The sequence below is a fragment of the Psychromonas sp. Urea-02u-13 genome (genome assembly GCF_002835995.1).
Classification (GTDB): Bacteria; Pseudomonadota; Gammaproteobacteria; order Enterobacterales; family Psychromonadaceae; genus Psychromonas.
Genome location: NZ_PJBZ01000041.1, coordinates 1 through 25,439, shown reverse-complemented (window position 1 = coordinate 25,439; position 25,439 = coordinate 1). Strand labels below are relative to the sequence as shown.

General features: G+C 35.2%; 17 protein-coding genes. 7 read left to right on the top strand and 10 right to left on the bottom strand.

Annotation, left to right across the window (positions count from 1 at the left end):
- Positions 1-32: 32 nt before the first annotated feature.
- Positions 33-1,163: a M14 family metallopeptidase gene (locus CXF74_RS03855; RefSeq protein ID WP_101081088.1), complete on the bottom strand. Its 1,131-nt coding sequence runs from the start codon at positions 1,161-1,163 to the stop codon at positions 33-35.
- A gap of 1,118 nt (positions 1,164-2,281) precedes the next feature.
- Here CXF74_RS03855 and CXF74_RS03845 point away from each other — a divergent pair.
- The 3 genes from CXF74_RS03845 (at position 2,282) to CXF74_RS03835 (ending at position 3,905) form a co-directional block, all read left to right on the top strand.
- Positions 2,282-2,941 carry a hypothetical protein gene (locus tag CXF74_RS03845; RefSeq protein WP_101081086.1) on the top strand — a complete coding sequence of 220 codons (660 nt, stop codon included), beginning with the start codon at positions 2,282-2,284 and terminating at the stop codon, positions 2,939-2,941.
- A gap of 10 nt (positions 2,942-2,951) precedes the next feature.
- Positions 2,952-3,377: a hypothetical protein gene (locus tag CXF74_RS03840; protein WP_101081085.1), complete on the top strand. Its 426-nt coding sequence runs from the start codon at positions 2,952-2,954 to the stop codon at positions 3,375-3,377.
- Positions 3,378-3,605: 228 nt separating this feature from the next.
- The gene (locus CXF74_RS03835; protein ID WP_101081084.1) at positions 3,606-3,905 is read left to right on the top strand and encodes a hypothetical protein; all 300 of its coding nucleotides are present in this window, start codon (positions 3,606-3,608) and stop codon (positions 3,903-3,905) included.
- Between the two features lie 132 nt (positions 3,906-4,037).
- Here the strand turns inward: CXF74_RS03835 and CXF74_RS03830 are convergent, their stop codons facing one another.
- The 5 genes from CXF74_RS03830 to CXF74_RS03815 form a co-directional block, all read right to left on the bottom strand.
- A complete protein-coding gene (locus tag CXF74_RS03830) occupies positions 4,038-5,837 on the bottom strand; it encodes a DEAD/DEAH box helicase family protein (protein ID WP_101081083.1) in 1,800 nt (599 codons plus the stop codon).
- The gene (locus tag CXF74_RS21900; RefSeq protein WP_157822325.1) at positions 5,815-5,985 is read right to left on the bottom strand and encodes a hypothetical protein; all 171 of its coding nucleotides are present in this window, start codon (positions 5,983-5,985) and stop codon (positions 5,815-5,817) included. The genes CXF74_RS03830 and CXF74_RS21900 overlap by 23 nt, the downstream gene beginning before the upstream one ends.
- Positions 5,985-6,173 carry a helix-turn-helix domain-containing protein gene (locus CXF74_RS03825; RefSeq protein ID WP_101081082.1) on the bottom strand — a complete coding sequence of 63 codons (189 nt, stop codon included), beginning with the start codon at positions 6,171-6,173 and terminating at the stop codon, positions 5,985-5,987. The genes CXF74_RS21900 and CXF74_RS03825 overlap by 1 nt, the downstream gene beginning before the upstream one ends.
- A 407-nt stretch (positions 6,174-6,580) precedes the next feature.
- The gene (locus tag CXF74_RS03820) at positions 6,581-6,922 is read right to left on the bottom strand and encodes a hypothetical protein (RefSeq protein WP_101081081.1); all 342 of its coding nucleotides are present in this window, start codon (positions 6,920-6,922) and stop codon (positions 6,581-6,583) included.
- Entirely contained in the window at positions 6,922-7,500 is a 579-nt protein-coding gene (locus CXF74_RS03815) for a hypothetical protein (RefSeq protein WP_101081080.1), read from the bottom strand. Before CXF74_RS03815 ends, CXF74_RS03820 begins: the two co-directional genes overlap by 1 nt.
- A 1,097-nt stretch (positions 7,501-8,597) precedes the next feature.
- Here CXF74_RS03815 and CXF74_RS03805 point away from each other — a divergent pair.
- A complete protein-coding gene (locus CXF74_RS03805) occupies positions 8,598-9,152 on the top strand; it encodes a recombinase family protein (protein ID WP_101081078.1) in 555 nt (184 codons plus the stop codon).
- A 47-nt stretch (positions 9,153-9,199) separates the two neighbouring features.
- Here CXF74_RS03805 and CXF74_RS21895 read toward each other — a convergent pair whose 3' ends face one another.
- The 4 genes from CXF74_RS21895 to CXF74_RS03790 all read right to left on the bottom strand — a co-directional run bounded on the left by CXF74_RS21895 (position 9,200) and on the right by CXF74_RS03790 (position 13,338).
- A complete protein-coding gene (locus CXF74_RS21895) occupies positions 9,200-9,346 on the bottom strand; it encodes a hypothetical protein (protein WP_157822324.1) in 147 nt (48 codons plus the stop codon).
- A 457-nt stretch (positions 9,347-9,803) separates the two neighbouring features.
- Positions 9,804-10,481 carry an SLATT domain-containing protein gene (locus tag CXF74_RS03800; RefSeq protein WP_101081077.1) on the bottom strand — a complete coding sequence of 226 codons (678 nt, stop codon included), beginning with the start codon at positions 10,479-10,481 and terminating at the stop codon, positions 9,804-9,806.
- 14 nt (positions 10,482-10,495) lie between these two features.
- Entirely contained in the window at positions 10,496-11,758 is a 1,263-nt protein-coding gene (locus CXF74_RS03795) for an SMODS domain-containing nucleotidyltransferase (protein WP_101081076.1), read from the bottom strand.
- Between the two features lie 122 nt (positions 11,759-11,880).
- A complete protein-coding gene (locus CXF74_RS03790; protein ID WP_101081075.1) occupies positions 11,881-13,338 on the bottom strand; it encodes a site-specific integrase in 1,458 nt (485 codons plus the stop codon).
- 757 nt (positions 13,339-14,095) lie between these two features.
- On the opposite strand from CXF74_RS03790, the gene CXF74_RS03785 reads away from it, so the two are divergent.
- The 3 genes from CXF74_RS03785 (at position 14,096) to CXF74_RS03765 (ending at position 24,986) form a co-directional block, all read left to right on the top strand.
- A complete protein-coding gene (locus tag CXF74_RS03785) occupies positions 14,096-14,668 on the top strand; it encodes a hypothetical protein (RefSeq protein WP_101081074.1) in 573 nt (190 codons plus the stop codon).
- A 1,644-nt stretch (positions 14,669-16,312) separates the two neighbouring features.
- Complete coding sequence (locus tag CXF74_RS03770) at positions 16,313-24,109, top strand: CHC2 zinc finger domain-containing protein (RefSeq protein ID WP_101081071.1); 7,797 nt, start codon at positions 16,313-16,315, stop codon at positions 24,107-24,109.
- A complete protein-coding gene (locus CXF74_RS03765) occupies positions 24,087-24,986 on the top strand; it encodes a hypothetical protein (RefSeq protein ID WP_101081070.1) in 900 nt (299 codons plus the stop codon). Before CXF74_RS03770 ends, CXF74_RS03765 begins: the two co-directional genes overlap by 23 nt.
- Positions 24,987-25,439: the final 453 nt, after the last annotated feature.

The window sequence follows — 25,439 nt, the reverse complement described above, 5'->3', positions numbered from 1 at the left end:
GCCACTTCAGCCACTACTTTCTATCTACTTGGTTATGGGTTCTTTAATTCAATCACCGCATTCATCGCAATTAACGAGGCTTCACCAAAATAAATACAACGTTCAGGTGACCATCCCATGTGGGCATCAGGTAATTGAGCATTGTCTTTAAAAGGCATTTCTACTGTATTGGATAAACAGTGGAAGGTTTCAGCCACCCAATTGTTAGCGATGCTAAGGTTGGCCTGTTTCGGTGCATCTTTAGGGTAACCAAAGGTATCTTGAAAATCAGGGCTCACTAACATTAATGCATCAATGAATTTTTTCTGTTTTGCAGCAAGCGCGTCGGTATAACTTGGAATACCTTCACAACCGGCGAAAAATACGTAGGGTAATGCTTCATCGCCGTGCACATCGTAATAAAAATCAACGCCAGTTTGTTTCATTTTTTCAACGACATAATACACTTCTGGGCTTTTCTCTAATGTTGGCGTTTGCCATTCACGATTTAAATTTACACCGGCCGCATTAGTGCGAAGATGACCACGTACACTGCCATCAGGATTCATATTTGGCACGATATAAAAATTGGCCTTGTCTAATAAAGACTTCGCGCTTGGGCAATCACTGTCTAATAGATTATGTAATAAACCATCAACTAACCATTCCGCCATGGTTTCACCTGGATGCTGACGCGCAGTGATCCAAACATTTTCTTTTTGAGGATCGCCATCGCCAATTTGAACCAGTGTAATGTCTCGGTTATCTAATGTTAAGCCGAGGTGCTCAAGTGTGACTAGTGAATGTTGTTGCACACTAGCGAGCAAGTCTTGATGGCGCTCATAACTATAAGGGGCGAAATAGGCAATTTGAATTTGGTCGCATTCTAAAGCAACATTAATGCTTAAGATGCCATCTTTATATTCTGTTGGTAGTCTGAACCAATGCTGGCGATCGTAACTTGCGACGGCTTGATAATCTTCCCACCCTTCAGGATAAGAAGAACTGCCAGCATTGATGATATTCAGCGTATAGACATTACCCACATGGCCATCAAGTTTAAAGTTAAACCATTGAAAAAATTCATCGCCTTCATCAGGACGAATCGCTAACTGAATATCATTGATATTGTCAGTGTTGATGACGTTAATATTGCCACCATCAAAATTTGAACTTATGCGCATTGTTGCATCCTATATTTAATTTTAGGGGGTAATGCCATTCACGAACTTACAGGTCATTTAACCTGTAAAATTGATCATTAATCAGGTCGTTATATCTTCCGATTGGCATTACTCAGGGCATGTTTTTCTACCCTAAAGAGGGTAATCCTGTTTAGTTACTTTTCCAAGTTAAAATAGTTAAGTTCGCTTATCTCTTTTAGGTTCTGTTACCTAAGGCGAAAGGGGAATACGGGACTGATGGAAATCAGTTAAATTCGTGTTTGTGTAGCCCCGACCTTTCTGGATAGAATCCCGTTATCTCGGTAGTCTTTTAAGCCGGGATCTCAGTGCAGAGCCCCGTCATCCCGGTAGTCTTTTAGCCGGGATCTCAGTGCTGAAGTCGCTATGGAGTTGTTAGTTCGCTGGCGCTCATTGAGGCTGAATTTAACCTTAATTATCAGAGGTTTCGCCTGTAGGCGAGTAGCGAATGAACAACCGAAACGCAGTTTCGCAGTGTGAAGTAGTAAGCTTCTTTCATACAGACAAAGAAAACGGAACCAAAAGAAACCTGCCCGTAAGTTTTCTAATCTTGTCCAATTAAGCACTTTTGAGCTTACACCTGACAAAGCGTACGCAGAGCTTAATGCGCTCATTGCACTATGCTGTCGCATAATTCGCTCCATGTCAGGTGTTGCTGAAGTGCTTAACTGGCCAAGGAAAACTTAAACGGGAGTTTATGCAGCCACTTAGATTCGCTGTAAAAATAGTGAATAGCTATTTTTAATGCTAATGAAATCAAATGACTAACAATTTAAGTTTATGAGTGTCACGATCTTTTTTTAGGTGGTGGAGATGGGGGGAAACGCGCATCTCCACCTCTATCACTATAAGCCTTTGTTTCTTAATGCCTGTGAACCTAGATGATAGCATTTGTGTAGCACTTCGTGTAACAAAATGTGTAACAGGTTGAGGAGTCGAACCGCCGTCCGTATTAAGTATAATGCAAACTACATATACCTTCATGACAACATTCAATAAAGAGATTCGAAGAGATATCGAGTAAATAATAACGTGATGTGGAACACATTTTAATATATCATCCCTTTTAAAAGTACATTGAATCTTATTTGGGAAAAAGCATGAAAAAATTAATTCTAGCAATCGTAGTAATGTCATTAACTGCGTGTAGTTCAACGCAGAGAATTCCAGCAAAAGTAACTGAACATAAAACACCAAAAGTTAATACTAAAAATTCAGTTAGCCTAGGCGAATCGATGCTTGAATCAGGAAGGATTACAACTAAGAAATCATTCACTCTGAATTCAGATACTTCAACAAGTGATGGCGCTGACATAGTTGCTGGTGAGTATTTCTTAACAGGTATTAATGGCGTAGACGGTATGTACAGTAGAACTGATGGAGGGGTAACAGTTAAATCTCCAGTGCTTGGCGCTCCTTATATGTACCCTATCTACATTGATGGTAAAACAGGTGAGGTTTGTTTTGTTGGAATATTTGGAATTAGTCCATGTTCTTCGTACAAACCTGTTGTTACAGATAAAGCAATTTATAGTCCTGACAGTTTCAAACAAGAGCTAATTTATACAGGTAAGGTTGGTGATAAAATTCGATTTACTTATCGCGAGTACTCTAACGGAATGGCTCGAGGTGCATTTAGTGTTGATGTTGAATACGATCTTAGTGAAAGTAACGTAATTGCTTACAAGGGAGCTGTTATGTCAATACAAAAGGCAACAAATACAATAATTAATTACACCATAACTAAGCACTTTAATTAGAGGCTCTAAAATGAATCAATTACTTTTAGCTGTGTCGGTATTCGTATTACTAAGTGGTTGCATGGTTCAGGAGCCACAAGCGACGCAAGAGGATCTGTGGAAAGCAAAGCAGATACACAAGCTAAGCATCAAAAATGCAGCTGGTGTTGCTAGTCTCGTTATTATGACACATGTTAGTTATGAGTTATCTAACAAGGATAAAGTTAATCAATATGATGGGGTGATGGATGAAGTGAAAGCGACACGATACCCTGAAGGTAAGGAACCATGCGGAGATTTAAAACTAACGCAAGAGGTTGAATGTACATACAAAGAGGCTACTCGCTTGGATGATTGGTCAAAGTTATACCGTGGTAAATTAAACACTATTAAAGCAGATATCCTGCAGGCCGAGATCGAACTGGAATATAAAGAACTTATAGAACGAGAGAAGTAATGAGGCTTATAACAGCCAAGAAGCTACATAAGACTAATTCGGTTGGTTATGGAGCAAGTAAGGACGAGAGTAACTACGCACTAGGTTATGCTAATTTGAAGTGTTTAGATTTAATTATGTAACTCAATAAAGTTCGTAGTGTAAATCCTAATTTTCCATTTTGGTAACATACTTTTTAGTTTTAAGTAAGTTACCAAATAACAGATAAAATAGTAAAGGTTAAGTGAAATGCAAAAAATTTTGATATTACTAGGTGTGGTAATCGCCTTATCAATAACAGGTTATGATATTGGTATAGCTGATAAAGTATCATCTGGGTATGATTTCGTAATTCTTGGTATAGACAAGGAAAAGTGCGTATCTGGTTATAAGGTGAATGCTAAGGAGCTAGGGGAATATGCCCTAGTAGGCGCTTTTGAATTCCATGCATGTCTCAATGAGATTGAGCAAGAATACAATGTAGAACTAACATCTTATGGTGATTCGCTTGTTCTATTATATGAGCTGGGTTTTATTAAGTTAAAATAAAACTTGGAAGTGTAAATTCTCGTTTTTACCAGTAGTTATCCCTTATAAAATCAATTTATATGATCAGTTGAGGCGTTTTAAACTACCTCAGCTGTAATGGTTTTGTCTGTATTTTATTCAACTTTTTATTTATCATTTTCTAGTATCCATTGATTGAATTATTACTTTAATTTTAAGTTCGTTCTCTGTTAACTTAGTTGTTTGAGTAACTTCAGGCGGTAACGCAACACTTTCAGTTGAATCAACCAGTCCTGTTCCTAACAAGTTTTTGTCTATACGCTTTATATAGGGTATGTCTTTATTTTTGTTAGGGATTTTAGTAGTGATTTCTACTAGGTATTGCTTGTCACTTGCTTTTAACGCGTCCTTAATATCTGCTTTGTATGCGTTTAGCTGAGCTAAGCCAATCAACTCGCTATTAGTAATACTTCCTGCTGATTTCTTATATCTCAAACGACCGTCTTCTTTCTTTATTTCATTTCTAGCTATTTTAGCAAGTGCCTTACACTCGTCCTTAATTGCTTTTTTAGCTAATACTTTACTTTCCTTGGCTGATTCATCAATAAGGCGCATTGCCGCGAATGATGGCTCTAGCTCTTTAATTTCTTTAGGTAAAGTATTCGGAACTTCTTGAATAATAATGTTATCTGAGTCAATCATGTTCATTAACACATCAGCAATCTTACTAGATCCTACAACAGCGTTAACTGCTCCTGAATACTCTGGATTTCTAATACTCGTTCTGTAAATGTATTGATAAGCATAATAAGAAATATGTCCATGAAGTTCTAATTCATATAATTCCTGTGCGCCAAAGTTCATTATTTCTTTTGATGCTTTATACCACTCATCAGGCATCGTCATTGAGTTCAAGTAAACAGCATTAGAGCAAGAGCTATATGAATTCATCCCTGCGACTTTACAGCCAATATCAATAGCTCCTTTTGTAATTTTATTGTTATTAAATGGATTTGCTGAATATTTGTCTACGCATAACAAGTCGTATTTTCTATTGGATTTAGTTTCAGTCAGGATGTAATTGTCATTAGCAAAGTATGAATTCAAAGCAGAACCAACGCATTGCTGAAACGAGCTAGTTTTCATACTTAGTGAATACTTTTGATTAGTGAAGTATCCAATCGCTAAATTAAATTTAGGTGTTATTGCTCTGAGTTGCTTCATTAGAGGTGATAGCTGTATGTTCGCATCTTTCCAAAAGTAGCTTAGTTCGTGATATTCATACTTAGCGCCAATAAGTGTAACTTCAATAAATGACTTAAAAATATCAGGTGTAATAAGCGTATATAGCGAACTAGTTTTCTTTCCATCACGCAAATAGCATTCCATATAATCAGAGCTCAGTGCCCTAATTACTCCTGCGCTCTTAAAAGCTTTATAAGCATAATCATTTGGGTTTGTTTTACGTAGATTATGAAGTTCGGCTGATGCTTTAATACGTTTATATTTACCAGTATCTTTGGTTGTATATAAGTGCTCAAATGCTTTCTTAGATTCCCATTCAACGCTTAAAGAAGTCATATTGAAAGGTGAAAAGTATTCATCAAAATACAAAACACAATCACTTCCATTCAAGCCGTTTGACATAGATTCAAAGAATGTCTCTTTAGTAATTAGGATTACTTGTTTTTTGTATTCTCCATTATTCACTTTAGCAATAACTTTATCGCTGATTGGTGCATCTGTATTACCTGAGTGATAAGAATTGATATAGATGCCTGATGAGCCTGTATCACGCGCTTTTGCTTTTAAATCTTTCTCTGTCTGTTTAAGCAAATCCATTGTCTCTTGGACTATTAACACTCGCTTGCCTGAGTATGCTTGCTCAATTGTTTTTGCGATTACTGCTGTTGTTTTTCCTAGACCTGCTATAGCGTCTAAGATGTATACATTACCGTTTTTTGTTGTTTCCATAAGTGTCATCCTTGACTGATGTGCTTGCTGTTTTTAAGTTAACTAATTTGCTTAATTCATCCGTGATTAAGCGTTTGAGAGGCTTATCTTGCTTGTTTGCTTCATTGATAAGAGCGTCATATAACGGCTTGCTAAAATCTAAGTTCATTACTTGCCCTTACTTGGTTCTGTAATGCCTGCGTTATCAAGTAAACGTCTAACAGTTGGTGCTGATATGCCTACAATTTTGGCAATGTGGCGCATTGGTTTGCCTTGCTTGAAGAGTTCAATTACTTGTGGGATTTTGTCTGTGTGAAGAGGCTTACGGCCTTTTTTGATTACTACTTTCTGGTTCATATCTGAGTTCCTATATTTTAATAACTTCCATCCTTATTTAGTTGTAAAACAATATATTGCGTTACTTTATATTATAACATTTTATTAGTGGATCGTATTTGCTAACCACTAAGCCTGTTGTGCTTGAGACGCACCAAAACGCGTAAGTTTGTACGAGGTCGTTACTATATATTAGTAAGGGGTGCGTACAAACTTACGCGTTTTGGTGAGCAAAAGAGCAATCAAATTAGTGACGTATTAGGAGATTTAAAATAAAACTGAATTCACCTGAAAATAGAAAATCGTAGTTCATTTTTGGCAGGATTCAGTGCTTATTTTAGCTAAAAACGCGCAGAAATGGCTGAAAATCAGCCATTTCTGCGCACGCAGTGTAAGTACCCTAAATTGCTTAAAGTACCGTAATTTCCTTAAAACTTCGGCTTAAGCTTTAGAAAATCCACTAGTGAACAATCAACATCATACACATCATCGTAGCTGAATATTGTCCCTGCATCGCAATCAATAGTGAACACATCATTAGCCATCGAACTTCCGCTTAAGCCGTATCCGTTATCATCTAACAGGGCATTATCTTGATTCATTAAGCGACTTAATATAATGCGAGCAAAATATGCGTGATCCCTTGCTCTGCGCGTACTTAAAGCAAACTTAATTGGGTCTTTAAGTCTTACATCTAAATCGCGTTCTGAGCTGTGCAAGTATATAAACACTGATCCGTACTGGTCTTTAATTTCAATTGATCCCTGCATTATTTCGCCTCCACACATACGCATTTATCTACATCACCAAAAGAATCAGGGATAATATACTTTCCGCACTCAGTACACGCTTCGACTGTGTGAACTTCACCACCAAATTCTTCAAGTACACGATCAATAGTGTATCCAGTTTCTGCTAGCAGTTGTGCATCGGCACACATTTCAGCACCATTCCACCACGCCATCAAATCAACCACACGCGATGTTAGCCAATCTTTTTCTAGTAGGGATTGTTTGATGTTACGTGAACGCATAGCACCATGACCCATGACACCCATAACAGACCAGTCAGATTCATATCTGTCTGCGTTTGAGTACACTAAGCATCTGATATTATCCAAGCGGAATGAAAAAACTAATTCAAAGTTTTTAACATCAAGTGTAGATAGAAATATATCAACTTCTTTATCAGCTACAGCATCAACACTTCCCATAGTGCCAAAAGGCCAATCGTCAGTTTTGTAGGTGCAACATACTTGTTGTAGCTGTGTGCTTGTTTCAGAAAATTCTTTCAGTTGAATCTTAACATTCAAAGAACCAACGCTAATCATTTTTGCATATTCAGACATAATTATGCCTCCAAGTGTGCTCGTTTATTGAGCGGGTTATAGTTAATGGGGTGAATCTTTTTTTATAACCACTTGGTGATATATAGTAAATGAGAGGGATATTTTGATATGCAAGGGCACTTAAGAAAATTCTTTCAGTTGAATCTCAACATTCAAAGAACCAACGCTAATCATTTTTGCATATTCAGACATAATTATGCCTCCAAGTGTGCTCGTTTATTGAGCGGGTTATAGTTAATGGGGTGAATCTTTTTTTATAACCACTTGTGTACTTAATAGATACTGGCTTTTTTTCGGTTTTCAAGCCTGTATTTAATATTATCTAATCTTTCTCTCTTTAATCTTCCCTTGGATATATAAATCGTAAATAACACAAATATCGTATTTGTCAGAAATTGCGAAGCACGTACCCGCTAGCATAGCGATGGTAATTGCAGTCTTGGACATTGAGGTGCTCTTTAAGCACCTCTGCGAACAGGGTTTTTCCATTGCCAGGCTCTCCTGATAGCATTATGCTTTGAGTCCACGTTTTATCATCAATATTAGACACTACTAACTTTCGTAATTCGTCATTAAAGAACATCTTTTTTTATAACCTATTGTATGTTCCTTAATATGACCGTGATATTTTGATATACAAGGGTACTTGTGAAAATAATTGAAATTAATAACACTGCATTCAACAACAAAATGGCTCATTTGCACACTGCACTATGTTGCTTCTTGAATACTCACTCATATATTTTGTCCTGAACCAATAAACTGAGTAACTATATTGCTCGGTTTATTGATTTGATAAAAAGTGGGTAGCTGGTGGATTTTAGTGAAAGTAAACACCTGTTCTTTTAGCGTGAGCGACAATGTAAGTTCATTACTGTTTTACTACTGCTAAATCAGCATAAGCTTTAACAAAGAATCACAAGGTTTCCATAAAATTTGGATTTCCACAGTTTGTATTGGTTTGGGTATACCTATAGTCGTACAGTGAAGGCATACAGATTAGTGTGTGTTTTAGGGTTTACTTTTAAAAAATCCATACGTATAATTCGAATCTCTAGAGGCAAAACCATACGCTTTAATGCATACAGGAATTAATAATGTCACAAGTAGCTTATATTCGAGTTTCATCAACTGAGCAGAACACAGATAGACAATTAGCTGATACTGGAATTGAATTTAACGAGACATTTACAGATAAGTGCAGTGCAGGAACAACTAACAGACCTAAACTTGAAGAGATGCGTCGTTACTTACGTAAAGGCGATACAGTACATGTTCATTCAATTGATCGGCTCGCACGTGACTTGATGGATTTACAGGGACTTGTTAAAGAATGGATTGCAAATGACATATCGGTAAAATTCCACAAAGAAAGCTTAGAGTTTAGTAGTGAGAACAACACTGCAATGAATGAACTGATGCTCACAATGCTCGGTGCTGTAGCTCAATTCGAGCGTAGTATGATAAAAGAACGTCAAGCTGAGGGAATCGCTAAAGCCAAGGCTAAAGGAGTTTATAAAGGCCGTAAAGCTAACAGTGAATTACACTCACTAATTAAAGTAGAGTTAGATAAAGGCTTAAGCATCCGTAAGACAGCAACGAAACTCGGTTGCAATGCTAGTACAGTTCAAACTGTGAAAAAGGCAATGTAAGCAAAAAGGCCACTCAATTGAGTGGCCTTTTCTATATTCTATTATCTCTAGCTGAAATCTTCTAAGAAACTATCATACTGCTCAACATCTTCTCGCGTATAGCCGTCGATTTTGCAGTCACGATTGAATAGTGATGCCACGTCTTGCGTATCGTGATTTAGTTCTAAAATATTAATTACTTCTGAAATAGTCATTGGGTTGCTCCTTATGTGTATACGGACTATTTAGGTTCAACAAATGCAGTGAAGTTATGCTATCGACAAACAACTAAAACAGTAATTGCATAATGTATTAGGATTTCACTGTTAAACGTCATTGGAACAAGTGATTCTACAAAGATAGGGCGGGACTAGTGGGATAGCTATCCAACAGCTTCAGATTGCTAAAGGTAGTTGTTTTTAAAAAGAACGGTCTATTGAAAAAATCAAAGGGTTGTAGAAACTAAGCAAAGATAACCTTTACTTAGTAAATACAGTTCATATCAAGATAGTGATTGATAACTTTTAAGTTGCTCTGGGTGTACATAAATCCCAATAGATAATAACTCAGGCGGAACAAAATTCAGCTATCATAGTGTGCTCGGTTTTGCTTATTTTACAATTTATGGATTACTTATTATCGTTTGAGTTAAGGAACTCGTTTAGTAGTAACTTATTGGATTTCAGGTAAGTTAACTTTATCATTTTCACAAATACTCTTGCTCCAACAAGTCTCTGAGCAAGGTGCATTTATGCAATCCCAAGTACTACTAATAATGCAGTATGGGTTGATATATAGAAGTACCATTATCAAGGATAATAAAATAGATGCCCTAAATGTAAGTGGAACCTTATCTTTCCATATCAAATTTAGTTCATTACAAAACCATTTGTTATTTTGTTCTGAGAATACTTTGTAATGCGCATACCATGAAGATAATAAAATAGGAGGAGGGAGGTGTACTTGACTATGCTCGAGTTGAAGTCTTTCCAATTCAGCTCTCCCATTCGATTCTGACTCTGGATCTGATTCATCTACACGCGAATGAAGTAACTCAAGCTTTTTACTAATGTCAGTTAGCTCACTACCTGCAGTTTGGTATAAAGGTTTTTGTGATTCTCTTGGTCTAAGCATTAATCCAATAACACCTGCTATTAATATAAATGAAGCAAGTGCTTTGTTATTAAATACTTCAAAAGATAGCGTAAGGATTCCTACTGATAATGATAAAAAGCTAATAACACTTGGTAGCTTTTCACAAATATCTAAAGAAGAAAGCTGTAATTTGGCCCCATAGATTACATTGTAATATTCTCTGGCTATTTGTTTTTTAAGTGTTTGTTCTGTCATGTCAATCGTCCGTATTAAGCGATAGGTACTTCTATTATTTCTCTAGCAACAACTACATCATTTTGTATCGCGTAGCACTCAACTAAGTGTTCACCATTAAATTTTGATCTTTCATTTCTGGTTTTAGATCCATCATCATCCAATATTTCTCCTCGAGTTTTATGATTATCTTCTGCAAATTTACCTTGATTAAGGATTTTCCATTCAACTTTAAACTCTCCGATAATATCTATGTTGTTGGCTATAAACTTCAATTGTCTTTCTTGTGATATTTTTTGTTTAGCGTTTAAAAGACGAGATAAAAATCTTGTCATGCTATCATTTTTTATTTCACAATCTAATGAAATGCGATGTTTTAAATTCAAAGTGTACTTATCTTGAATAAATTCTTCTGTAGTTGTTTTAGTAACTGTTATGGCGTTCGGGAACTTGTTTCCGAACACACTTCTATAATGCAGTGTACACATACTCTCTTTTTGTTCTTGGCGTGTTGATATAGCGTTATCACAAGCTTCCTTTGCCGTTTCTGCATTACTTTGAAAATTCTTTTTAACCTTAACTTTTGAGTTGCTACCTGGAGCAAAGTAAAAACTCTGAACAGGTTCATTTGATAAAAACTCAAAGAAGTCTCTTACCAAAATATCGTATTTTCCGTAGCTAGATTTATCAAAACCTTCATTATCAGTGATGAATCGATAACACAGAGTATCAATTAAAAATCCACTCATCTCTATATTGTTTCTATTGCGCCATGCACGAACCATTCTAGCAAGGGCTCTTAAGTTATTGTTTCTTTCAGAGTTTTTATCTTTAAATGCTTTCATTTCTGCATTAGGATCGCATATCTTCCAAGAACCATCTTTGTACGTATCAGGATACTTATACTTTTTTCCTACTTGCTCAAAGACTGGGACGACTTCAATTAGGAATTTAGCGAAACGTACAACAACGACATTACGATCCTTCTTGATTTCGGTAGAAGGGTAAGTCTTTCTAATTTGCTCTTTGCAAGCATCAAGTAATCCGGATTGGTCATTCTTATATAAATCCCAAGAAGTAGAGGGCATTATATAAAGCATGTCTAAATCAGATATTCCATCTATTCCAGTATATCGACCATAAGAACCTACTTGTAAGCTATGTGATGTTCGGCTTTCAGTATCACGAAAATGCATGTTTAATCGACGTGTAATACTGCCATATCGACTGCTAATTTGGCCTGCCTCTTTTATTTGGAGGTTTATTAAAAAAGATTTAAAGTCACTGTGAATCGTCATATATTACTCCTTAAAACATCAGACATTAAGAGTTGGGGGCGCTAGTTTTAAAATCAAGCCCTTGATTAAAATAAGGTTTTTATGTGGAGTTTATTTCACATACTCGATAATGCATTGTCACTTTATTCCCACTTCTTAACATTTTCCAACACTGCAATAAAGTCCAAGTAATCAATAGTCTCTTTCTGAATTTTTACATTCAAATCCTTACCGTATCTCGCATAAGTAATTGATTGAGATTTATGACCAAGTATTCCCATTGCTTGTGTTTCAGGCACTTGTTTTTGTTTAAATTCATCAGCAACAGTGTGTCTAAAACTATGAAATACAACATTGTTAATGCCGAAGCGCTTAATGTATTTGTTGAACCATTTACTAACTTTAGTGCTAAAACCATCACGAGGTACTTCACCTTTATTGTTAAGTAAACCTGCGAATAAACGGATTTCCTTACTACGGTTTTGTACATAATCAATAAAACCAAGGTCAATTAAGTGCTGATGTACTGGAATAATACGCTCTGAGTTAGCATTTTTAAGTTTTTGGCCATCACCATCAGCAGATATAAAAATACATAAAATATCATCAATTTTCTTAACGTCACTAGTTTGCAGTTGAGCTAGTTCATTAATTCGTGCGCCAGTGTATAAACCAAGCAATGGTAACCAGTAGTAATAGCTGTGCTCCATTTCGTGTTTAGTGTATATATCAGTGCTGAATAGTGTTTTGAGGTCTTTATCGATCCAACGTTCTCGACTTGCTGATTCTTTTTTCTTTTTCATCGGAATATTCATCTTGTGGAAGTAGTTTTTATCCACGAAGTCAGCTTTTACAGCCCAATCAAAAAAAGTACTACAACGTTCAACGCAACCTTTAACAGTTGTTGCTGATTGTGGTTCTAATCCTAATTCGGACATCTCTTGTAATGATAAGCCTTTTAGTGCCTTTGCTTTATTACGGTTAGGCGGTAACTTCATTAGAATGTTTCTGAAGTCTTCTGCTTTAATAAGCTTTATTTCACTTGGGTCAAAATCAGCACTAAAGTATTCAATAAGCAGTTTCAAACTATTGATGTATGACTCAAGGCTTTTTTCATTAAGAGAGCCACTTGCTTGCTTGGATTTAATGTATTCATCAACTACGTGTTTTAAGGTATGTTTAATTACTGGGGCAGGGGGTTTACTCATATTTGCACGAATTAGTTGCAACATTGATTCTCGTTCAGCCTCAACATCTCCATTGTGGTCAATAACGAACTCTGTTTTAGTACCGTCAGAAGCTGTTACTGATTGGCGAATTGAAGGAATTGACACAGTCTTCCCATTATCCTCATTAAGCACTGCAGTGCCTTCATAAACGTAAACACCGCCTTTACTCATTTTATGTGACCTTAATCTTTTGAATTGATTCTCTACTTTAGTCAGTAGTTTATCTGTCATTACAAGCGCAGTAGATAGTTTACTTGTTTTTAAAGATACAGTGAACTCTTTCTTTTTTAGTAGATTAATTAGGTCAGAGGGAATTCGTTTGCGGAAATAGTAAGTATTATTGCGTAGAGCTAGATTGGTGGAGATGGCCATTTGTGTAACACCTCGTGTAGCAGGTTGTGTAGCAAAATGGCATTTAGAACAAAAACTATAGGTATAAAAAAAGCCTGTAACATCAGTGGTAGCTGATATGACAGGCTTTAGTCGGTTCTTAATACTTTAGAACCTCATAGGTGGTGGAGATGGGGGGATTCTCACCGTCTCCACCAACCTAGCGTAACTATCTGTAATATATGGCTCTCGAAATTTTATTCTAAAATCTGTGGTACAAAATGTGGGTTCTATATTCCTATTGGGGAGTCGAACCGTCGTCTGCATTGTTTGATAATCAGTTTATTGTTCGTTGTCGTCATTGAATTTTCATTCGATTTCATTCGTATTTTATCAGGCATTTATATATACAATTTTAGTTTGATATTATAAAGTTCGTGGTATTTTATTGTTTTTGTGAGGTTGTTATGTGTTGGTCTGGAAATATTAAGTTTAACTATTGGACTTTATATCGTTCTGATAGTTCTACCTCTGGCGAGAAACCTGCTGATAAGAAACAAAAAGTAGATTCAAAAGTATAGGCATATTGAAAATGGTATTTTTTGGGTTGTCAGAGGGCAGGTTATAGAGTGGTTAAAGTTCAGGAAGTTGAACAAACTAAACCTATTAAAGAACACCCTAGACAGATTTCGTGCAACTGGGGTTTACCAGAAAACACACCAAAAATGAGTTTAAATAAAGTGAGTAAACAGATGCTACCTGCTTACAGAAAACTATAAAAAATTGAGTGGTGTTTAAGATGCAGTTTAAAAATAGTGGTGTTTGTGGTAGGTGTAATGGTGGTCGTAAATCATTTAAGCAGTATAAGCACGTTAACAATGGGCTTTGTTTTCTATGTAATGGTAGCGGCAAAGCATTAACGTTAAATGATGTTCTACAAGGTATAGAAGAGCCTAATAAAGACCTGAAAGGTTATAAAGATCAATGTTGGGAAGCGTATTCAGAAGAACAAATTTTAAATGGTAATTGGTCTGTATTGGCTACCACTGGTAAGAAGGTTGAATACATGCCTATATTTCACTTTGAAAGATCATCAATGGTTCGTGTTGCTTGTCATGGTTGCGGTGGTGTTGTTTGTGATGAATGGCTTAGTGATTGCCTGTTATGTTTAGGTGACGGGTATTTAGATATTGATAAACATTACGATCAATATGATCCTATTTTACATGGTGATGATGTTAGTGAACATGTGAAGCATAAAGGAGTTTTAATTGATCGTTACCCTATCACGGTAGCGCATTACAATGCGCTTGACCCTAAGTTGAAAGAACTATTGAAACTTAAACCACAACCTGCAAAATGGCTACGATAGATGAAAAAAATGCTTAATGCTTTTTAGGCAACTTACGCTTTGTTGAATCAATCTGTAGTTTCGTGAGAAGCAAAGGATATGGATGAAATAAAATACATTAGTAACATGAAATTATATTGCATATATATCCGAATATAAATCTAAAGAAAAGAGACATAGAAAAGAGAGGACACCCAAACCTTTTTGACTAACTAGTGAATAGCTATTTTTAATGCCAATAAAATCAAGTAACTAACAATTTAAGTTTATGAGGGTCCCCGATCTTGCTATTTAATGCCAATGAAATCAAGCAACTAAAAATTTAAGTTTATGGGTGTCCCCGATCTTCCCCAGCGTTAAAGGAATCAACGCGTAAATTTGGCTCAAGTATCTCATATTGAAAAAGGCAGGACACTCGAGCCTTTTTGACTAACATCTCGCAGTTTTTTAGTTTATAGGTCGCTTGCGCTCATCGATGCAGAATTTAATCTTAATGATCAGAGGTTTCGCCTGTAGGCGAGTAGCGAATGAACAACCGAAACGCAGTTTCGCAGTGTGAAGTAGTAAGCTTCTTTCATACAGACAAAGAAAACAGAACCAAAAGAAAACTGCCCGTAAGTTTTCTCATCTTGTCCAATTAAGCACTTCTGATCTTACACCTGACAAAGCGTACGCAGAGCTTAACGCGCTCATTGCACTATGCTGTTGCATAATTCGCTCCATGTCAGGTGTTGCTGAAGTGCTTAACTGGCCAAGGAAAACTTAAACGGGAGTTTGTGCCACCACTTAGATTCGCTGTGAAAATAGTGAATAGCTATTTTAAATGCAATTAAATCAAGTAACTAACAATTTAAGTTTATGAGTGTCACGATCTTTTTTTAGGTGGTGGAGATGGGGGAATGACTGAATTATTCTTAAGTCGTTGATAGTTAGAGGTATTTTTATTCTTGTTTTGTTCTGGTACCACTTTTGGTACCACTTTTGGTACCACTTTTGGTACCACTTTTGGTACCACTTTTGGTACCACTTTGAAAAAAAGTCACCGCCCGATACAATCATTAATTTCAGGCTATATTAGGTGTAAAACCATTGGTTTTGCATTTTGTTGAACAACAAAGTAATTTAAAAAATGAGATCTCTATTCAGTTGGTTTATTCTTTCATGAATAAAACTCACCATTTAAATACCTTATTTTATATTCAATACCCTGTTGCTTAAGTTCTCGCTTCAATTTTAAGTGATTCTTATAATCGAACAGTAGAGCAAGTGGCATAAAGAGTAATATGCCTATCAGCATAAAAAATATCAGAATACGGTTTACTGTTGACTCGTTTTCTTTCAACATCGCCAGTCATCTTTATTTGCGAAAGGGTACTCCGATTCAAATTTACTTTTACATTGTAAATGTCGATATTTACTTCAAGTGGCATGCCATTTACTGAAGGTGCGGAAGAACATTTATTGCAGGCTCTAAGTAGAGTATGATAATTCCTTTATATGATATTTCCTTTAAATATAATGATTTAAAAGAATATACTGTATGAGTTTTGGGACTTCCACTGTTGATGGAATTGTGGTGGATTCATTCCGAATGAAATAAACAATATTGTCTATAAAAGTAAATATATATCCCAGTATAGCTTCACCATAATAAGAAGATAAAAAATGAATTTTAAAGACGCTACCAACACCCTTTTAACTACAGTCTCATTAGATAGTTTATGTGAAAAATTAGGCATTGAAACTAAAGGAAGTGGGAATAGCATCAAAGCTATTTGTCAATTTCATCCAGATACAAAGCCTTCAATGGAGCTATACGACAACAATCCGGACGGAGTTTCTAAATACCATTGTTTTTCATGTGGAGCCCATGGAGATATCTTTGCTCTTGTCAAAGAAAATAAAGGTATAACCTTTAGCGAAGCACATAAATGGCTTGCTAATGAGTATAATGTAACAGTTACCCGAAGTAGTTCTAGAAGTAAAAATAAGGCGATAACGGTATATGATAAAATCACAAAGAATGCTTATGAATATGCTTTAGAATTCTTTAAGAGTACCCAAAATGAAAGTCAATTTAACCGATATTTATCAGAAAGAGAATATGACCTAGATTTTGTTAAGAAAGCAGACTTATGTATTGCTGGGCAACATTCACTTGTTACTCACCTTAACTCTTTAGAATATCCTGTAGATACCCATAAACTTTCTGTATTTGATTTATACGAAAGTGCAGGATTGATTAAACGCTCTAAAATAATAAATGAAGTAAATAAAACAAAGAATTTGCTATTAGATAATTTGTATTATGATCACTTTAGAAATAACCGCTTATTGTTTCCTATTCGAACCAGTGAAGGCGTGCTTAAAGGCTTTGCTGGTAGGCTTACAGATATAGATCTTGGTCCAAAATACCTATTTACTAAAAATTTAAACAAATCCAGCCTATTATATCGTTCGGAATTTGCATTTAAAAACATACGCCAAGACAAGGAGAAGCTAGTAAAACTCTATGTCTGTGAAGGGTTATTTGACGCTATTAGGCTTGAAAGATGGGGCTTACCTGCCGTTTCTATACTTGGTGCAAACTTATCAGAAAATCAATGTAAATCTATTTATGATTTAGCGTTACAACTGAGCCGTACCGGTAAATTGCTAGAGGTTAATCTATTTTTCGATAATGATAGTGCAGGTGTTAGAGCAACAGCTAGTGCCATCAAAAAACTTTACAAAATTAGTAATCCGGGTGACTTCGAAATGAGGGTTATTCACTCAATAGATAGTAAAAAAGTTGATCCTGATTTATATTTGAAGGGAGTCTTAACTTGCAAAGAAGCTGAAGAAAAAATAGATAAGATAGAATACCCTTTACCTGCGTTATTTCTTGCCAACCAACTAAGTATTTCTACAGAAGAAGTTCAAAATAACGATTATTACAAAGACCTTCCATACTCTTTGAAAATAAGAGCTTCAAAAGAGTGGAATAAGTTATTTGCTCATACACAAGCCGAATTTTCTCTAGATAATTATGCAAAAGAATATGATCAAAGTGAATGGTTTAAATTTTTACAGAGCGCTAGTCATATTCACAGCACTCCAAATGTATATTCTGATGAAAGTTTTATTTATCAACAAAGCCAACGATTACAATTAGCATTTTCAATTGCAAAATCTTCTATGGCACGTACCGGAACATTCCCTGCTAATGATGCCGAATGGCGACGTGTTGAAATGTGCTTCTCTGCCCTTGAAATGATTTTAATCGATCGATTTTATGTATTTAAAGGTGATTTAAAACCAATTGAACCTTTAAATACAATTCGAGTTTCAAGGGATATTGGTGGTGAGGAATTTCGAGAGATGTCTCAGCATTGTTTGGAGGATTTAACGTCTCACCAATATATATTAAGTGAGTTGCTAACTGAGCGACACGACAATATAGATAATTTCAGTTTAAATATACCTGCAACACGCTATTACAGTAAAAGTAAAATAACCATAACCACTGGAGAAGGCGGAAATATACCTTATGAGACAACACTAAGTTTTGCGTATCAAATTGATATGGAAATAGTCGAAGGCCGTGATGTACCGCAAACGTCAGGAATGTTTAGACCATATTTCGACTGCTGGAAAGAGTTTACTAAATCTATAAACAATGCGGCAAGCAAAATGCCTCAAGTTAATATGGTGAGGTTGGATTTAAAACGTTATTACGACAGATTGAAACGACATGTTGTGCAAAATGCATTAAGGGACTGTTTGCCTGCCAATTTTGATGAAGTGACAGACGATAGTTTTATGACTTTATTTAAAGTGAAAGCAGAGGATAAAAAAGTTGAGATTATTAATTGGTTATTAGAGCAGAGTTTTGGTTACGAAAAATATGATCCTAAAACGGGTAAAGTCCAACAATCTGATTATTTTCAAGGTATCCCACAAGGGCCTGATCTTTCGTCATTTCTAGCTAATTTAGTCCTTTTCAAAGTTGATCATGTCGCGCGGGAATTTTTAGAAAAGCACAACGATTCTGCTGGCTATTGCCCTGTCTGGTACGCACGTTATGTTGATGATATGGTTTTACTGGCTGAAGATACTACATTGTTGGCACAACTTAGAGTAGTAGTTGAAGATGCTGTTAATAATTTAGAGCTAGAGTTGATAGCAAAAGAACAGCCAATGCCTATGTCTGCTGAAGAGTTTGAATTATATTTGACACAAGGAAAAGCATTAGCTTCATCTGGTCCCGATGGCAATATAGAATTAGTAGAAATTGAAGACATTGAATTTATAGAAAAAATTGAAAGGTACGAAGCCTTAGGTTTACTTAATAATAAGCAACTGTATACCGATGATATTGCTACGATAAAATTAAAAATAAATTTGGCAGCGCATGGAAAGCAATTACGATTTTCTGATATCAAAAAATTAACTAAATGGATTTGGTTTGCGGTAATTATAGAAAGTAAAAGTACAAATATAGAAATTTCAACGTTAATTGTTGATTATAAAAATTTGTGGGATGAAGTTACATCTCACTTAAACCAAAAATTAAACCCAATAGAATGTCCTTGGGAAGATCCTCTTTTACTTGCCTTAGACGGTTTAGACCAGGTTATAGAACGAAATTCTTGGACTGATGCCAATTTAGATGAAAATCAATTAAGAATTAAATTAGATGTAAGAGTAAAAATTATTAATCTAATTAAGGATCACAATCTTATAGGCATATTGTCTGACCAAGGATTAATAAACAGTGGTGGTTGGGGATCGAGTAAAATCGAGTTAACAAGAACTTATTGGCAAAAACGGACAAATTTATTATGGCATGCAAGGCAATATAATTTTACTACATCATCAAGTGAAAAAATTGAACGCTCAATCTCTGATATGAATTCGCAGTTAAATAATGATGATTTAAAGTTAAGTTTAATTAGAACCCATATTACAGAATTGATTTGTGAGCAAAATACAAACATTCAAAAATTAGAAATGCCAAGGGAATATATATTAAGATCATTGTGCATATTGCTACAGTCGATATATTTAAAGTTTAGTACTTTGCCTTCTGATATTTCGATAAAACATGATGTATTAAAGCAAATATCAGGAGAGATAGAAGCATTAGCATTGGTAGAAAATGATCTTTCAGAATCAATTAAACTTTTTAATCTTTTTTTAGATGATTCACACACGAAGGCCATGCAAGATCCAGATAATAATCTTGCAATCAGGGCATTACATTTTATATGTAATTTAACATCTGACTCTCAATTAATAGATGTATTGTCAAAAAGGTGGAATGGGTTAATTAATGCGAGCATTGGCAGTTGTGATTATAAATTAATAACTCCGTTGCCAACAATTGATGAAAATACAATTTATGGGTGTTCGGTAGATAGAGAGCAAAGTTCTGATATTTCAGGGTTAATACGGTTAAGTACCGATGGTGAAATAGGTTATTCAGATATATTTGTATCTTCAGATTTAAGCTCTACTCGAACTGATTGGAAGGAAAAGTCACCAGAAAATCAAGGTCAGGTTTTAATTCAGACTGCCAATGCTTCATCATTGAATTCAGCTAAAAATATTCTATCGTCACCTCCCAACATGCTAGAAATTATCGATACGAATATTTTAAAATGGACCGCAAATACCTATAGATCAATTTTACAATGTAATGAAGGAGGGTCTAGAGTTCCGACTTGGTCCAACTTAGCGATGAAGGTGTTACCCTCTAAAGTTGGAGACTTTGTAGATAATCCAGTTTGTATTATCTCGCCATCGAATATGAATCATTCATACCCACAAGCTTTTATCCGTAATGGTGGAATGGGATTAAGGCCATTACAGATTCCAAATCATAATAGTCAATACTGGCAAGCAGGTACCGCTCTAACTGACATTTTGGGATTCACAAGAGAATTAGATCAATATGCCAGTGTAAATGAAGACGCTGATAATGTATTTGAAACACCACAAACAAGATTGCTTAAAAATTCGCTTAATAAACTAAATGGCTCTATTTATTTTTCAAAACCTGTTTTTTCGAATTTTACAAAACAGTTACCGTTAACAATAGAAAGAACGTTAAATTTATTAGAAAAATTTCCGGAGGGCAATAATAAATTAGACGAATATTCATATGCTTTTATTTCTGAGATGGAGACGCAATTAATGCGTTTACGTTTAGACAATAAAGTTTCTTCTACGATTGGTGGTGGTTTATTTCAGCTGTATGGGAATGCTATTAAGGCGACCTTGAATCGTATACCGTTAGAATGGTTTTCTCATTTAAATAAAGTTAATACCGAAGATATAAATGCAGGTGGTAAAACTTTACGGAGTAGCTGTCATTTTTGGCTATCTTTGTACCAAGTGTTTTTAAGTACCTTTTCAAGCACAAGTATAAATTTGGAAGATAAAAATGTAAAAAGAATTAAATCGATTGTTTTACTAGGTTGCCAATTTAACCTGATAGAAGCATGGTTAAAAGCTATCGTTTTTGAGTCTGAAGCGTTAAATTCAGGAACATTAAATGAATATAAAAATATAGATATCATAGAACAACTATCTGAGTTACCGCTTGAAGCAGAGCTAACTATTGAAGTCGAAACGTTAATACTTAGACAAAAAACCGAAGAAAATAGTGTTAAAGATTTAGGTGAGTATTACTTAAGCCTACTTAAGGATAAAGCTACTCAAAATTCGTTTAATGAAATCACGCCCCTCGGTTGGTATATTTTAGCTTTAGTTAAGAAGAATATACTGATTTCTTCTGGCAAAAATGTTTCCACTCCAACAGAGTACCTTAAAGAATTATTTGATGAGCCTGCGCTTCTTAACTTGCTTTCTTTTAAATATGAAACAGATGAGAATGAAGTTTGGCCTATAGAGCACACACTTCCTACGATTAATATTGAAACTATTATATCTCAACTAAATATCCTAGATTATATTTCCTCCAATGATGCATTCGATTATGTTTCTCAGAATATTATTACAGTAGCCAAAAATAAACGATTTAGCTATGAGGCTTCAAAATGTAATTTTCAAAATGATTGGTTTATAAGAAAGTGGCAGGTTGATATTGCGGCATCGACAGCAAATGACAATAAACCATATTACAACAATATAGAAAATGAATTAGTGAGTTCATGGACAGAAACTCACCACGATAATAAACCTATATATATTTCTAGTTGTGGCAACCTTTACGGACAAATTTTAATACAAGTTAGTGATAGCTCTGCCGAGAAAGTTGTCATTGCTCCTGAAGAAGCTGGTGATAGCTCTGCAGAGGAAGTTGTCATTGCTCCTGAAGAAGCTGGTGATAGCTCCGCAGAGGAAGTTGTCATTGCTCCTGAAGAAGCTGGTGATAGCTCTGCAGAGGAAGTTGTCATTGCTCCTGAAGAAGCTGGTGATAGCTCTGCTGAGAAAGTTGTCATTGCTCCTGAAGAAGCTGGTGATAGCTCTGCAGAGGAAGTTGTCATTGCTCCTGAAGAAGCTGGTGATAGCTCTGCAGAGGAAGTTGTCATTGTTCCTGAAGAAGCTGGTGCTAGCTCTGCAGAGGAAGTTTCCACTGCACCTGAAGAAGCTAGTGATAGCTCTGCAGAGGAAGTTTCCACTGCACCTGAAGAAGCTGGTGATAGCTTTGCAGAGGAAGTTGTCATTGATACTACCTCGGAGTACTCTGAAAATAATAATAAAAAGTTTTCGAACAAACCATTCGATGAAAAAATATGGAGGAAATTAGAAGAAATACAAAAGAATATGAATACTAAAGCATGGAGTTCTAGAAAGGTAAATAAATCCCCATCTCATGTACGAATAGCATTACTTCAGTTAGAACTGAAAGGTCAGTTCGGACAGGGTTATGACTTACCAACATCAAAGACACAAATTGCAGATGTTGATAACTATAAATACGAAGAGATGAGGCGACAAGCAGTTTTAACTAAAGCTATTAGTAGCTGTGAAAAACTAGGTGTGGATTTATTGATTTTACCTGAATATTCAGTTCAGCCTGATACGATAGAGTGGTTAAAAAAGCAATTAATAAAGAAAGATATATCCATCTTAGCGGGGACTTATCGCTTACCTAATGGTTATTCAAATGAAAAATTAATAGAACTTACGAATTCAAATTATGCGGAATCGGTTAAACCGTATCAGGCGATAATGAGTCTTTTAATCCCATACAATGAAGGCGTTATCTGTTTAAATAGAGCCAAAAAATATGCATCAGCCGCCGCTGACGAATTAATATATCCACACCAGTACCCAATTAATCCATTGTTCACGATAAATAATTTTGAAAAAGAAGCATTAAGGTCCATAGAAAGTTTAGAGTCTAAATTAGAAAATGAATTAGATCAGTTAAAAAAAGAAACAATTTTCTCAACTGAAATAAATAAAATAAGAGAGTTAATTAGTGGTATCAAACCATCTTTTAGTATCGACGATATAGAAGAATTATTTAAAATACCTCATGTTAGACCTCTACATTATCTTCAAGAATTAATTTGTGCAGAACTTTTTTTACTTACTAATCCTATAAACTATATGAACCTTGCCTCTGAGTTCAAGAACTTATGTAATAAGTTTGGTGTTCTAAATTCAAATAATCCACAAGAATCATTTGCTGAAGTTCAGAAAGATATTGAAACTCTTTCTGGTAATTTATCTGGTATTAATAAAGATACTGGACGTGGCTTTCAGCCTTATAGAAGAAGTATTATTGCTATTCCTGCTATGACTTCACGTAAAGCAGATTATTGGATTTTTGGTCAAAGTGCTATGTTAGCAAATGGTTGTAGTACTATATTTTGTAATTCAGTTTATGGCCGACATTCTACTGGAGGTAGTTGCTTCATAGGTTTAGATAGCTGGCTTGAGAAAGATGAGCAAACATTTATTACACCATATAGTGGTTGGTCAAAAGGTATATATTACGGCAATAAAAAAGATACATTAGATAAAGAGCAAGCATTGCTTGTAGTCGATATCGATCCATTAATGATGAGTTTAGGTAAACCTAGACCGCAATCATTACCAGTACCGATGAAATTAGTAGCACATGTACCTATTATTGAAATCCCTAAAATGGGAACAGAAGATTTTCAACTCATCAAAGATGATAAATACAGTAAGAATATTTTGTTAGCTACGGCTTACAAGGGTACTTTAGAAGCCTTCGAAAAATTAGAAGCTGTACTTAAGCCAAATGAAATCATAAACCCTGAAAATAAAAAGACTCAAGAGGCTATAAAAAAATTCATCCATATGATTGAACAACACAAGCATATTACCGAAAGTTGCAAGGACAGAATTAGGCATTGGAAGGAAAATTGGGAAAAGAACCCCCAAGTTGGAATACCTACTTTAACAGACTGGATTTCCGTACAAATACCGACTAAAGAAATGTGGGAGCTGGACAATGAGATTGACAAAAATGCTTAAATATATTGTTAGCTTCGTATGGCTCGTTATTAACGGTTACTTTTGTTACAAAATAGCAGGAGGAGACAAAGTTTGGGCAGACCTTTCTGGGTTAGCAACTATAAATATAGCTATTTTAACTGTATTCATAGTGGTTTTTGGTTTATCACAATTGAGATCGGCAAAGGAACAGTTAAATGTTGCAAACAATCAACTAAGAGAAGTTAAAAAGGATAATGTCAGGTCTTTTTCTCATACTGCATACAGTCAATATTTAAAACTAACTCTTGAATATCCTCATTTTGCACATCCAGATCCTGAGTTAATAAAGTCAGACTCTGCAATGCATAGCCACTATCGTTGGTTTATTTCTAATATGCTTTTTTATTTCGAAGAAGTAATTATGATAAATGATGGAGATAAAGATTGGTCAAAAGCAATTAGTAGGCAAATACGAATTCATATGTGGCAAATTGGAAGTTACAGTAGCTATAAGCAACAAGGCTGGAGCCAGGAACTACTTAAGATTATTGATTCGTCATCAGCGTCAAAATATTACAAAAATAATAAAAAAAAAGCTGATAATAATGGACTAGGTGAAGTAGAAAGTCTTTACCAAGAATATTTAACGCTTTTACTAAAACATCCAAAATACTACAAACAAGATAAAGCCTCTGAAGAAACAGTTAGTAACAGTTCTGAGTATTTTGTCTTTCTAAAAAATGCATATTACTTGTTAGGTTGCATAATGGAATTATCTTCTGAAGATTCTGAGTGGACAATTTTAATCCAGATAGAAAAACAAAAATTAGAAATGGTATATAACTCTCTGAATAAAAATAAGTTTACTGATAATGAACTAATGCTTAAAAAGCATAGAAAATTATTAACAATATAAGTAATCACCAAGTAAGTAATTTTAGGATTAAATAACAAAAAGGTTTTGGGGCACCTAAACCTTTTATTTTTCAAGTAAAGTGCTCAACTAACCTGCTCATGGTTTTGTAGATTCCTAAATTACTTTGAGCAATTGTTACGAGTTATTTTTTGTCTATGCGATTTCTTTATTCCAATAACGTTTAACCGTTGCTACTGATAAACCAGTTGCTTTAGAAGCTTTACTTTGGCTAAGTCCAGTTGCTTTCGCATCTTTCACCGCCTTAAAGAAAAGATTGGACACCCGAACCTTTTTGACTCGCACTTCACTGGTTTTGATGTTTGTATTTTCTACTCTTAATTTCTCAGCACTAATTCAAAAATCACAATCCAAAGCGTCTGTCATTACACAATGCACGTTTCAATACTTCCGTTGTATTCCCTTTGATTTAAAGTTTGTTTTAGCAATACCTGA